This window comes from Limnobacter sp. G6BE5S (assembly GCF_058448965.1).
In genome coordinates, this window is sequence record NZ_JBZFLM010000006.1 from 299,115 (window position 1) to 311,968 (window position 12,854).

Consider the following 12,854-nt stretch of genomic DNA (forward strand, 5'->3'; position numbering starts at 1 on the left):
TTAGGATTTTTCGCGACTTGGGCGTCGAGTCTATTCCTTTTGAAAAAAGTCGCTCAAAGAGTGATACATCCCCATCAGCAGAGAGTGAAACTCATCCCCCGTTATGACTAAAAACAACCGCGTCATCTGGAGTGAGGGCCTTTTCCTTCAGCCCCAACATTTCCAGCAACAAGAACGACATTTCGAGCACGAGGTCCATATAAGGACCGCTCACTTCAATGCGCACTGCCATGGTTTTCATGAATTGAAACTGGATCAAGACTTGCTGTTGGCCGGAAAAATTTCGATCTTGAAAGCATCGGGCTATTTTCCGGATGGAAGTTACTTTTCCATTCCCGATCAAGACCCGGCTCCGGCATGCCTGGACCTTTCAAGCAACGTGAAAGACAACAAGGTTTTTTTGACATTGGCCCGACCGCATTGGCAGGCTCAACATGTGGCTTGGTGTGCCGAGAATCCCGAAACCGGTGTTCAGCCAGACACACGATATGTGGCTCAAGGCGCGGAAATCCTCAGTATTTATGACCACGAGCTGGAAGCACAGACCATTGAAGTGGGACAACTCAATATGTTTCTAAGCGCTGGGCAACAGATCCGAGACGGCGTGGTTGGTCTGCAAATCTGTGAACTGCGCGAGACCAAACACGGCATGCAGCAAGTCGACGAAACATTTATAGAACCCTGTTTGTGCGGCATTCAGAACAGCAATATTCGTCGTACGCTGGAAACAGTGGTCAGTTTGCTCCAAAGCAAAATTGATCAGCTTCGACAACGGCGTGTGCGCAAGGGTAGCCACAACAGTTCGGAAATTGGCGATTTTCTGCTGCTACAAAGTTGCATTGAACACCGTTTGGTTTTTTTGCATTTGCTGACCAGCCACAGGCTACACCCAGAGTCTGCCTATATTCGACTGCTTGAATGCCTGGGTTCCGTAACCTTGTATGGTGACGACTCTGCCGCTGACTTTAGCCCCGCCTACGACCATGACAACCTTCGTACCGCTTTCTCCCCAGTGCTGGCCGCCATCAGAAATGCTTTGGCATCCATGCATGACCAACACGCCGTTCAAATTCCACTTAACCTAAAACAAAGCGGCGTACACCTGGCACAAATTACAGACCGCACCTTGCTCACCGATGCCCATTTCTATTTGACAGTGCATGCACTTGCGCCGGAAGAACTCGTACAGCGTCAATTCCCAAGCACCGTGAAAATTGGCCCAGCTGAGAAACTGCGCGATCTTGTCAATTTGAATTTGCCAGGAATCCGCTTGAAGCCCGTTCAGCAAAACCCGCCAGCCTTGCCCTACTATGCAGACCATCTTTACTTTCAACTGGAAACCCGCGCCGAGGTACTTTGGAAAATACTGGATCAAACCGGGCATTTGGCGATTCACTACGCGGGAGATTTGCCAGAGCTAAGAATGGAACTGTGGGCTGTTAGACGCGAACAGGAGCGCTTGCTTTGAATCCACTTGACCCCTTTTCAGCCTTGAGTGGCGAGCGCACCATTATTAAACCCCGGCTGGGTAAAACGGGTAAAACAAATACCCACGCGATTGACTCGATTGACAACATTCTCGGCCCAGTGTCCCAATCGAAACCCATGGGTCAAGATTCACCACAGGCTGCACAGAGTCAACTGAATCAGCTGCTCAGTCAGTTGAAAAACTGCCCGCCGGCGAGCAAGAACATTCTGTTGATTCAGACTTCGCATTTGCTTCGCCTGATGTGCACCGTCGCTGAGATGGCTGACCTGCCTTCCCCCAAGTTACTTTCCACAACCTTGTCGGCAGGCCTGCTAGAACTTGACCGCTCTTTGGAATTACTTCAGCGACCGCAGGCTGAAAGGCTTTCAGTGCGCTATTTGTTGTGTACCTACATGGATGAGCGCGCTGCGAACACACCCTGGGGTGGCGCCGGGCAATGGGCCAGCCACAGTTTGCTGCATCAGTTTTTCAGTGAGACCTGGGGCGGCGAAAAAGTATTTGCACTGATCCAGAAAATGATGCAAAACCCAACAGACAACCGTGACCTGCTTGGTTTGATGGCAGTTGTTCTCAGTCTCGGGCTTCAAGGAAAATACAAAGTCGAACCAGGCGGCGAGTCTGCCCTGAACCAATTGCGCTCCAGGCTATTTCAGCTTGTTTCGTTGAACTTGAATACGGGGACTCGCGGCTTGCATCCTGATCTTTGGCAGTCAAAAGCACCCAGCCCAAACCATCGATTTTTACAGATTCCGCTCTGGTTGCCCATGAGTGCAATGTGTTTAATCGGCGCAATCTTCTTTGTTGGCCTTTACTTCGATATGAACACGCAGTCCGATACGGTTTTCAATGAAATCGCCGCCATTTCTTTTCCACAACCTGAGTTCACAAAATCACAAGTTCAACCATTGCCGCCTGCTGTTGGGCTTGAATTACCGAGCCAGCTACAACAGGAAATTATTGGCGGCCAACTCACCTTGAAACAATCGGGCAACAGGTCCACTGTCGTGTTGGTGGGTGATGGCCTGTTCAGCTCGGGTAGCGCTGAACTTTCACCCGATGCCTTGCCATTGGTCGACAAAGTTGCGCGGGAACTGGCGCAGCACCCCGGTCAAATCACGGTAACGGGATACACCGACAATCAGCCGATTCGATCAATCCGTTTCCCATCGAACTGGCAACTGTCCGCAGCACGGGCCGACCACGTGGGCCAACGGATCGCCATTCATTTGCCCAATGTGGCCATTGCCACGGAAGGAGCGGGTGCAGCCAACCCGATTGCACCCAATGACACGTCCGAAGGTCGAGCCTTGAATCGTCGTGTCGAAATTACCCTGCTTCATGCCCAATAAAACACCTTCGAGTTCACTATGTTTTTGAGATTTGCTTTAAGCCTTTTGGCGTTTTCAGGGTTTGCTGTATTCATTTGGCTGGTGGGTCCCATCATTGCGATTGGCGAAATAAAACCGTTTGAAAAATGGTGGGCCCAAGCCCTGTTGATTTTGATTGTCGGGCTGCTTGTTTTTATTCCACTGACCTGGCGCTGGTGGAAAGTTCGCACAGCTGAGCAGGCATTGAAAGCGGGACTGACCCGCCAGGATGAACAGGCTTTTGCACAAACTGCGAAGCTTCAGGATATCTTCAACCAGGCGGTGCACATGCTCAAGCAGCATCAATCCCGAAAGGCCTGGTATCAAAGCAAACCAGGTTTATACCAACTTCCCTGGTATGTCATGATTGGTCCGCCTGGCAGCGGCAAAACCACTGCCCTGAAAAATGCAGGTCTGCGTTTTCCGCTGCAAGACCCCTTGGGAAAAGATGCGATCAAGGGTGTGGGGGGAACCCGAAATTGCGACTGGTGGTTTACGGATCAAGCGGTCCTGATCGACACAGCCGGCCGCTTCACCACACAGGATTCAGACCACAACACCGACTCGGCAGGATGGAATTCGTTTCTGAACCTGCTCAAGAAACATCGCCCCAAGCAACCACTCAACGGCGTATTGCTCACGATCAGCGTTCAAGAATTACTGGACAGTGAATCAAAGCAAAAAGACACAGCCACCAAGATTTCCCTGCGCCTTCAGGAAATGATCCGTGCGCTGGGCATGTGTCCGCCGGTGTATGTGTTGATCACCAAACTCGACTTGCTGACCGGTTTTCGTGAAACCTTTGGGCGACTCGCCGAAGTTGATCGAGCCAAGGCCTGGGGAGTCAATTTTGATCACCCCAATGCTTTGGACACAACGCTGAAACAGACGCTACCCAATGCGTTAAGCCACATGGTTGAGCACCTGGGCGAGCAACTTAACCAACGACTTGAGGAAGAGGAGCAAGAAAACAAACGCATCAAACTGTTTGAATTTCCACTGGCCTTTGCCCAACTGAAGCCCGCTATTGAAGGTCTTCTACAGCAGGCACTGCAATCAGACAGTCCATTTGAGCAACCCGTTGTGCTGCGTGGAGTTTATCTGAGCAGCGGCACTCAGGAAGGCAATGTATTTGATCGAATTGCACTGGGCATTGCCCCGAATAAAGCACTGGAAACGCCCACAGGCAAGCAGGGTAAAAGTTTTTTCATTCGTGAATTGTTGGCCAAAGTTGTTTTTCAAGAACAGCATTTGGCCGGGTACGTTAAAAAAACGGCACTGTTTGAACGCGCAATTTACATCGGCCTGTTAGGTGGCTCGGCGGCCCTGCTGTCTTTGTTGTTGCTTGGCTGGTGGATTAGCTACAGCAACAACAGCACAACGCTTGACCAAACCTTGCAGACAAGCCGTGCAGTGTCCGGGCAGGCGTCTACCTTGCAGACCGAGTCGCAGGCCTCTTTGCAACCCCTGTTCTCGACGCTTAGCCGGCTGCAAGATATTGCTCAACCCAGCCCAGCGGGTTTTACACACCATCTTGGATTAAACCAGGACGACAAATTGCGCCAAGCCGAACAATTGGCCTATCACAAAGCGCTTGAAACAGCGTTGATGCCAAGGATTGCAAAGCGTTTGGAGGACAGGTTACGTACGGCCCTGAACCAAGACATGGAACTGGCCTACGAGTCATTGAAAGCGTATGTCATGATTCATTCACCCACACATTATGATGCGCAGGCGCTGGCGAGCTGGGTGGTGTTTGACTGGCAGCAGAATGTTCTGGCCAGCTATGCGCCGCCGCTGCAAGACGCCGCCATACAACACCTGCAGGCAGCAATTGCCCTGGGGGCACCAGGTGGTTTGCCTGAGAAAGACGATGAGCTGATTGAAACCGCACGACAAGTGATTGGCGCTCAGGCTCTGGATGACAGGCTGTACAAGCGCATGGTTCGATTTTACAGACCAGAACCGAATGGCGGCTTTAATTTGATCGGTGCGGTGGGCGCAAGTTCAGCTGCGATATTTACGCGGCCCAGTGGTCAATCCTTAAGCCAGGGAATTGATGCGATCTACACACGTGACACCTACATCAAGTACTTTCTAAAACAGTTGCCAGATCAAGCGAATCGCCTGACACAGGAATCCAGCTGGGTGATGGGAGAAAGTAGAACAAGCAGCTCAGTCAAGGCAACTCAAATATCCGAACTTCTGAGTCAGGTTCGCGGTTTGTACATTCGCGATTACATCCGTATTTGGGACAGCTATCTGAAAGATGTCCAGATTCAGCGACCCGCCCAGTTTGAACAAGCGGTTGATCTTGCGCGGGTTCTGGCCTCGCCTCAATCTCCCTTGAAAAAATTCCTTGAAGAGGTTTCGGAAAATACCCGGCTTGCAGGTGGACTGGTGAAAACCGGCGAGAAACTTGAGACGCTCACAAACCAGAAAGCCCAACAAACCTTGTCCCCAAGCGCGGCGCTTTTGGCAGGTTCCGATTTTAAAGCCACAGACTTTGAGGCGCCGCTCGAGCAACAGGTCGACGATTACTTCAGCGACATCAACAACCTATTTGAAGGCAATCCACCTGCATACAACCAGGTGTCTGGCTTGTTGAATGATCTTTACGCACAACTGGCGGCCATTGCCAGTGCAAAAAAAAGCAAGTCTGCGCCACCACCTGCGGCTTCCATGGATTCATTGCTGGTGGGTGCCGGGGTTTTACCAGAACCAGTTCGCGCCATTGTCGGGCAATTGGCGGGGCAAGGCAGTGCGCAGGGCCGTGCAGCCGAGCGAGCCAATCTAAGCGCTGACCTGCGGCCACTGCAGGAAATTTGTCGGCGAACTGTGTCCAATCGCTACCCCATTCACCCCGGATCGGGTCTGGATGTACTAAGCGATGACTTTGCCCGTTTTTTTGCACCGAATGGATTGATGGATCAGTTTTTCATGAGCCGCCTAAGCCAGGTGGTGGATACCGGCGGGCCGAGCTGGAAACTGAAACCGCTCGGTGACGGATCGCAAGCACCGAACAACCCGTCGCTGATTCAATTTCAGCGTGCCGCAAGAATTCGCGACGTATTTTTCTCAGGCAATTCTGCAGTGGCGAAATTTGATGTGGAAATGCGCTTGGTGCAATCAAGCCACCCGAGCGATGTTTTTTATCTTGAAACCAATGGGGAGTTGAAAATGTTTTCTAAACAGTTTCAACCTAGTCACCGCATTCAATGGGGTGGGCAGGCCCCTTCGAGCACTTTGCGCATCCGGGCATCCGAGGGTGCACACAAAACTTACAACGGCCCCTGGGCCTTGTTTCGAATGTTTGATGCCGCGCAAATCGAGAACACGGAGCGCCCGGAAAAGTTCAGGGCACGCTTTGTACTTGAAGGCAAACAGTTTGATTTTGAGGTGTTGGCCAATTCGGCATTCAATCCACTTCGCTTAAGTGAACTTCGGCAGTTTAGATGTCCGGGGAATTTATGAAACGGGAAAAACGCGCGGTGTCCTGGTTTGGCAAACTGCCTTGTGTCGGCGATTTTTGTAGTAACAACATGTCTGAGCCCCTGCTTAACGCTTTGGATCTTTGGCTAAGCGCAGCCATGCAAAATGGTCACGAAAAACATGGCGCTGCCTGGACAAACGCATACTATCAGGCCCCAATGCACGGTTTTCTGTTGGGGGGAAAAGCCCTGCCAGCCCTGAGCGGTCAAAGTGCAGTCGGTGTGATCATGCCCTCTGTGGACAAAGCGGGCCGCGCGTTTCCTTTTGTACTCATGGAGCAACTGGACAGGGCTTTAACAACGCGCCCGAATCACGAAGAATTGGCAAGTTGGTTTTTACAGGCGCACACACTATGCGCCAGCGCGCTGGATGAAGAGTGGACATTGAAACGGTTCGGCGATGCGCTTGATCTTCTGCCCGAACTGCAAAGTACACACGCCTTGACCACCGAAGATACTGACAGCCATTGGTATCGGCTTGAATTCTCGGGTTCGGTCCAATGGTTGACACGATACCAAGGACTGCCCGACATCAGTGCCTTTGAAACGCTGTTTGGTTTGAATACAGCGCCATGACAGCAGACATTACCGTGATTCAGCCTGCGCCCACCGATTCAGGCCATCTCGACAAGCCCGGCAGTCCTGACACGCTTACGCACGGCACACAAATTGAGGGACTTGAAATTCGCGATGTCATCGGAATTGGTGGATTTGGCATTGTTTACAAAGCCTGGGACCCCATGCTCGAGCGGCTGGTTGCGCTCAAAGAATACTTCCCAAGTGCACTCGCCGTACGAACACCAAGAGGTACTGTGAAAGTAAGGGAGGAGCGACACCGCGGCACCTACGAATCGGGCTTGAGCAGCTTTGTGAATGAAGCGCGTTTGTTGGTCCAGTTCGACCATGCAGCACTTGTCAAGGTATACCGATTCTGGGAAATGCAGGGCACCGCTTACATGGTCATGCCCTTGTATCAGGGCATAACACTGAAGCAGTATGCAGCCCAACACGCCGAACCCATTTCGAATGACCTGCTGCTGAATTGGCTTGTGGCATTGACCGAGGCCCTGGAATGCATGCATGCGCAGCAGTGCTATCACCGTGATATTTCACCCGAAAATATCATTATTCAGGAAGGCACCGGGCTTCCCATTCTTCTTGATTTTGGTGCCGCACGCAGAGCAATTGGCAGTGTCTCGCAACCATTTACAGTGATATTGAAAGCGAGCTACGCACCCATAGAACAATATGCCGAGGTGCCCACCATGAAGCAAGGTCCCTGGACTGACGTGTATGCACTGGCCGCTGTTGCACATTATTTGATCACTGGCAAAACACCTCCTTCATCGGTCAGTCGATTGGTCAATGACACTTACGTGCCGCTAGAAACCCGGGTTGAATTGCAGTTCAATGCAGAAATCAAACAAGCCATTGACCATGCCTTGCGTGTACAGGTGCATGACAGAACTGCCAGCATGGCCGATTTTCGCAACGCCCTGCAGCCAAAACCGAGCGCGAACTTGCCGCACGTTTTAACTTCATCCCGAACTACAAAACGTTTAACAATGGGGGTTGTATCCGCAGCATTGTTTGCGGTGGCGTTTGCGGGTATCGCCTTGCTTGGCGTCACAACGAGCAATACGCCTGAAGACGTTGTTGCAAAACCCACAGTAATTGCAATGCAAGCTGAACCCGAAATACCTGACAACCCGATTGCCCCTGTATTTCAAAAGGTACTCGCCAAAGCGGAGAGCGCCTTGAGTATTCACATGGACAATCCTGTACTGAAAATCGGTGAGGACTTGTTGAGGTTTCAGGTTCAATCGCCATTGAACGGATATGTGGCCGTGTATGTGCTGTCATCTGATCAATCAGTCATTCAGTTGCTACCCAATGTTCGCGTGCCCCAGGTCACGATCAAGGCGAATGAAAAAATACTGCTGCCTCCTGGCAATGAACCCATACAGGCAACGGGACCCGCCGGCAGCAACCAATTTCTGGTCATCGTCACAGAAGACCCGCGTGATTACTCACAACTGAACATGACTGACCATTACGGATTTGGATTGATTCAGGAAAACAGCGCACCGCTGGAGGGCGTGACCACCTGCACAACAACAGCTTGCGGCGACGGACTGGCGGCCGCCTGGTTCTCGGTGGACGAAGTGGATTAATTATTCTGTAGAATAAAAAAAATCAAGGGGCTGAAATATTACAAAAAAAGCCCAAAACTACTGGAGACGAAATGAACACCATCAAAGCTGCAGCACTCGTATTGCTGGGCGCCAGCCTGGCCGCCCCCTTCCAGGCCCATGCAGAAAGCACCAAAATGTGTATTTTTGATATTGCTGGTCGCAGTGGGCCTGCCTTTGCACAGGCAAAAGATTACGCAATCGCCGCCAAAGCATGGGGGGTAAACATTGAGCTGGAAGCGTATGTCGATGAACGCCTGGCTGCCGAAGATTTCAAAACCGGCAAATGCGATGCTGCCGCAATTTCCACCTTGCGTGGGCGCCAGTTCAACAAGTTTGTGGGCAGTGTAGATTCAATCGGTGCGGTACCCACCTACAAGCACTTGCGCACCGTGATCGACCTGTTAAGCAATCCGAAACTGAATGACAAAATGACCTCGGGCCTTTTTGAAGTGGCCGGTATTTTGCCAATTGGTGCCGCGTATGTGATGGTGAACGACAGGGCAATTAATTCAGTAGAAAAAGCGGCGGGTAAAAAAATTGCGGTACTGGACTACGACAAGTCGCAAGCAAAAATGGTGCAGCAATTGGGTGCACAACCGGTTGCCAGCGAGGTGATCAACTTCGGCACCAAGTTCAACAATGGCCAGGTGGACATTATTGCCGCGCCCGCAATTGCCTATCAACCGTTGGAGTTGTACAAAGGCATTGGCAGCAAGGGCGGCATTTACCGTTTTCCATTGGTGCAGCTAACCGCCAATATTTTGATTCGCAAAGACAAGTTTCCAGAAGGATATGGGCAAAAATCTCGTGAATGGGTTCAAAAACAGTTTGAGCGCGCCATTGCATTGGTAGACACTTCTGAGAAAGCAGTGCCCGCTGCCGCCTGGCTGGACATTCCCGAGACTGACCGTGCCAAGTACGATGTGCTGATGCGTGAATCCAGAATTCAAATGACGGCAGACGGGTTTTATGACCCCGAAATGATGAAGATTCTGAAGCGAATTCGTTGCCGGCTGGATGGCAGCCTGGGCGAGTGTGCAGACAAGCGGGAACTTTAATCCCGCTGTGCTTTACACCAAACCATGCGCCTGTTCATCGGCATGGTATGAACTGCGCACCATGGCACCCACCGCTGCGTGGGTGAAGCCCATTTCATAGGCTTTTTCTTCAAACATTTTAAACACATCGGGGTGCACGTACCTGCGCACAGGCAGGTGGTGGCCCGAGGGGGCCAGATACTGGCCAATCGTGATCATGTCCACTTGGTGTTCGCGCATGTCGCGCATCACTTGCAGAATTTCTTCGTCGGTTTCACCAAGCCCAACCATGATGCCGCTTTTGGTGGGCGTGTCGGGGTGGGCTTTTTTGAAGTCTTGCAAAAGCTTTAACGAATGTTTGTAGTCCGAACCGGGGCGGGCTTCCTTGTACAGGCGCTCGGTGGTTTCCAGGTTGTGGTTCATCACGTCGGGCGGGGCGGCATTGAGAATGCCAAGCGCACGGTCCAGGCGACCACGGAAATCAGGCACCAGAATTTCAATTTTGGTGTTGGGCGACAGTTCACGGGTTTTTTCAATACAGGCCACAAAATGGCCGGCGCCACCGTCGCGCAGGTCGTCGCGGTCTACGCTGGTAATGACCACGTAGTTCAGGCGCAATGCGGCAATGGTTTTCGCCAAATTCAGGGGTTCGTTTTCATCCAGTGGGTCGGGGCGGCCATGGCCCACGTCGCAGAAGGGGCAACGGCGGGTGCACTTGTCGCCCATGATCATGAAGGTGGCGGTGCCTTTGCCAAAACATTCACCGATGTTGGGGCAAGACGCTTCTTCGCACACAGTGTGCAACTTGTGCTCGCGCAGAATTTCCTTGATTTCGTAGAAACGGGTGGAAGGCGAGCCTGCTTTTACACGAATCCAGCTGGGCTTTTTCAGCTGCTCCACCGGCACAATTTTGATGGGAATGCGGGCTGTTTTCGCGGCTGCTTTCTGTTTGACGGTCGGATCGCTCACCGCGCTCAGTTCTTTGGCAACGGCTGACTTTTCATTGATCTCGGACACGTTTTTGCTCCCTGGCCATAGGGTGAATTGGCCGTTTGTTTACTTTGACACCGCGGATCGCGCAGCCTCAAGGTGTTGAATCAGGTATTTCATCAGATGCACTTGCATCTCAGAAGGTGAAATTTTAACACCAATCGTGGCCAAGTCCACTGTTTCCAAACCCGCGTAACCACAAGGGTTTATTTGCTGAAACGGTGTCAAATCCATGTTCACATTCAATGACAGGCCGTGATAACTACAGCCCTTGCGGATCTTGATGCCCAAGGCTGCTATTTTGGCCAACGCGCCATTGTGAAATGTGTACACACCGGGCGCACCTGGTTTGCGTTGGGCATCTGCCACACCCACTGCGACCAAGGCGTCAATAATGCTTTGTTCAAGCAGTTGGACGTACTCGCGCACCTTCAGGCCAAAGCGGCGAAGGTCCAGCAACGGATAAATTACGATTTGCCCGGGGCCATGATAGGTAATTTGGCCGCCGCGGTCGGTATTCACCAAAGGGATGTTGTTGCGCTGCAACATGTGGGCAGGGTCACCTGCAAGGCCCAAAGTGAATACAGGGGGGTGTTCACAAATCCAGATCTCGTCGCTAAGCTGTTCTGAACGGGCGTCTGTGAAATTTCGCATGGCTTCCCAGGTGGGCAAATAGTCCACCAAGCCCAGTTCCCGAATTTGAAGTGGTACTCCAACTTGCGGGGTGTTGGGTTGCGGCTTGCTTTCTTGTTGGTGGATCATGTAGGCATATTTCCGATTTTCACAATTTTTGCAATCGAGTTCATCATGTCGTCAGAGCCCATTGAATGGTTTGATATTCCCAGCGTCCTCGGACGCCGGGCTGCTTCCATTCTTGGATTGTCCAAGGTACCCATTGTGGAACTGGATGAATCGCACCGCCCGTTAATTCTTGCACACTTGCTGGCCTTGGACGAAACCGATCGCCGTTTGCGCTTCAGTTATGCGCTGGGCGACGCTGCAATTGCCAAGTACGCTGCCAGTCTTGATTTTGAACGCGATTCCGTATTCGGTATTTTCGGACGGGACGATGTATTGCTGGGCGTTGTGCACCTGGCTGAACTGAATTCGTCTGCAGACAGCACTGCCCCCAAAGGCGCCGAGCTGGGTTTGTCGCTGGACGCCAATATGCGCGGTCATGGCTTGGGAACTTTGTTGTTTCAGCGGGCTTTGCGCCGTGCGCGCAATGAAGGCATTGAAATGCTGTTCATATACACCCTGATGGACAACGAGGCCATGCTACGCATTGCGCACAAGCTGAACATGCGGGTGAGCAATGCCGACGGCCAATGTGAAGCCCACTTGCGGGTGGAACCCGCCAGCACCAGTTCGGTGGTGCGGGAGTTTGTAGATGAACACCTTGCCGACATTGACCACCTGTTCAAAGGCTCGCTGAATCAGTTCAAGAAGTGGGCTGAAGAGTTTTAATTTAATCGACCAAATGCCCTGTGCGCACAAGAATGGTACAACCGGGTTTGCTGAATGGTGTGTGCGCGCTGGCATGCGGGCTACGTAACCACGTGCCAGCCGGGTAGTCGCCATGCTCGTCTGAAAACACGCCATCCAATACAAAAATTTCTTCACCACCCATGTGGCGATGCATATTGAAATAGGTTTCGGGTGCCCACTTCACCAGCGCAGTATGGCGAGTCTCGAAGCTGTCCAACGGCATTACCTTCAACCCCGGTACCAAGCCCTGCCGCCATTCCTCATGGTTGGTGTTGATCACCACTGGGGTTTGATCCTCTGGCCGCATGTGGCGTAGCTTGACCAGAATGGTGCAACCTTCAGTGGACTTGGGTGAGTGTTTGGTCCCCACCGGGTTCTTTACAAAGGTGCCCGCCGGGTAAGCACCAAACTCGTCTTCGAACGTGCCTTCCAGCACGAAGAATTCTTCGCCGCCACCGTGCTCATGTTCAGGAAACGCACAGCCTGCGTCGTAACGAACAATCGAGGTAAGGCGAGCCACTTCATCACCATCGCGTTCCAGCGGCTTGCGCCAAACCCCAGGGGCTGGGGACTGTACCCATTCCACTTCGTTGCTGTTGACGACTGCGCGTTGGGAGAGATCGGCGTTGAGTTTCATGGTGCTGCTTGTTGTGTACTGCAAAGGTTTGATTTTACCGCAAAGTTCGGCCGCTGGTTTTTTAACCCGATCGGCTTGGGTTGTTGCTCACTCAACTGCTGGTTAGCTGCCCCAATCGGCTTGGGTTTCAATCTCTCGCCTGAAAACCTGTATTTCCCTT

The 12,854-nt window shown here is 52.0% G+C and carries 10 protein-coding genes; 7 read left to right on the top strand and 3 right to left on the bottom strand.

The window, feature by feature from the left end:
• Positions 1–103 precede the first annotated feature (103 nt).
• The 6 genes from tssK (at position 104) to ACVL1J_RS12960 (ending at position 9,600) form a co-directional block, all read left to right on the top strand.
• The gene (gene tssK, locus ACVL1J_RS12935) at positions 104–1,468 is read left to right on the top strand and encodes a type VI secretion system baseplate subunit TssK (RefSeq protein WP_341236743.1); all 1,365 of its coding nucleotides are present in this window, start codon (positions 104–106) and stop codon (positions 1,466–1,468) included.
• Positions 1,465–2,838, top strand: coding sequence for a type VI secretion system protein TssL, long form (tssL, locus tag ACVL1J_RS12940; protein ID WP_341236744.1), 1,374 nt, complete (start codon positions 1,465–1,467; stop codon positions 2,836–2,838). The genes tssK and tssL overlap by 4 nt, the downstream gene beginning before the upstream one ends.
• Positions 2,839–2,856: 18 nt before the next feature.
• On the top strand, positions 2,857–6,330 hold the full coding sequence (gene tssM, locus ACVL1J_RS12945) for a type VI secretion system membrane subunit TssM (RefSeq protein WP_341236745.1): 3,474 nt from the start codon (positions 2,857–2,859) through the stop codon (positions 6,328–6,330).
• Positions 6,327–6,923: a type VI secretion system-associated protein TagF gene (gene tagF, locus ACVL1J_RS12950; protein WP_341236746.1), complete on the top strand. Its 597-nt coding sequence runs from the start codon at positions 6,327–6,329 to the stop codon at positions 6,921–6,923. The genes tssM and tagF overlap by 4 nt, the downstream gene beginning before the upstream one ends.
• Positions 6,920–8,521 carry a protein kinase domain-containing protein gene (locus ACVL1J_RS12955; RefSeq protein WP_341236747.1) on the top strand — a complete coding sequence of 534 codons (1,602 nt, stop codon included), beginning with the start codon at positions 6,920–6,922 and terminating at the stop codon, positions 8,519–8,521. The genes tagF and ACVL1J_RS12955 overlap by 4 nt, the downstream gene beginning before the upstream one ends.
• 71 nt (positions 8,522–8,592) lie before the next feature.
• Complete coding sequence (locus ACVL1J_RS12960) at positions 8,593–9,600, top strand: putative solute-binding protein (RefSeq protein ID WP_159569135.1); 1,008 nt, start codon at positions 8,593–8,595, stop codon at positions 9,598–9,600.
• 12 nt (positions 9,601–9,612) lie between these two features.
• Here ACVL1J_RS12960 and lipA read toward each other — a convergent pair whose 3' ends face one another.
• Positions 9,613–10,596: a lipoyl synthase gene (gene lipA / locus ACVL1J_RS12965; protein WP_159569136.1), complete on the bottom strand. Its 984-nt coding sequence runs from the start codon at positions 10,594–10,596 to the stop codon at positions 9,613–9,615.
• A 39-nt stretch (positions 10,597–10,635) separates the two neighbouring features.
• Complete coding sequence (gene lipB, locus ACVL1J_RS12970; RefSeq protein WP_159569137.1) at positions 10,636–11,331, bottom strand: lipoyl(octanoyl) transferase LipB; 696 nt, start codon at positions 11,329–11,331, stop codon at positions 10,636–10,638.
• A 45-nt stretch (positions 11,332–11,376) separates the two neighbouring features.
• Between lipB and ACVL1J_RS12975 the strand changes: the two genes are divergently transcribed.
• Positions 11,377–12,036: a GNAT family N-acetyltransferase gene (locus tag ACVL1J_RS12975; RefSeq protein WP_159569138.1), complete on the top strand. Its 660-nt coding sequence runs from the start codon at positions 11,377–11,379 to the stop codon at positions 12,034–12,036.
• Position 12,037: 1 nt separating this feature from the next.
• On the opposite strand, the gene ACVL1J_RS12980 is transcribed toward ACVL1J_RS12975, so the two are convergent.
• Positions 12,038–12,694 (bottom strand): cupin domain-containing protein, encoded by a 657-nt coding sequence (locus ACVL1J_RS12980; RefSeq protein WP_341236748.1) that lies wholly within the window; start codon positions 12,692–12,694, stop codon positions 12,038–12,040.
• Between the last annotated feature and the right edge of the window lie 160 nt (positions 12,695–12,854).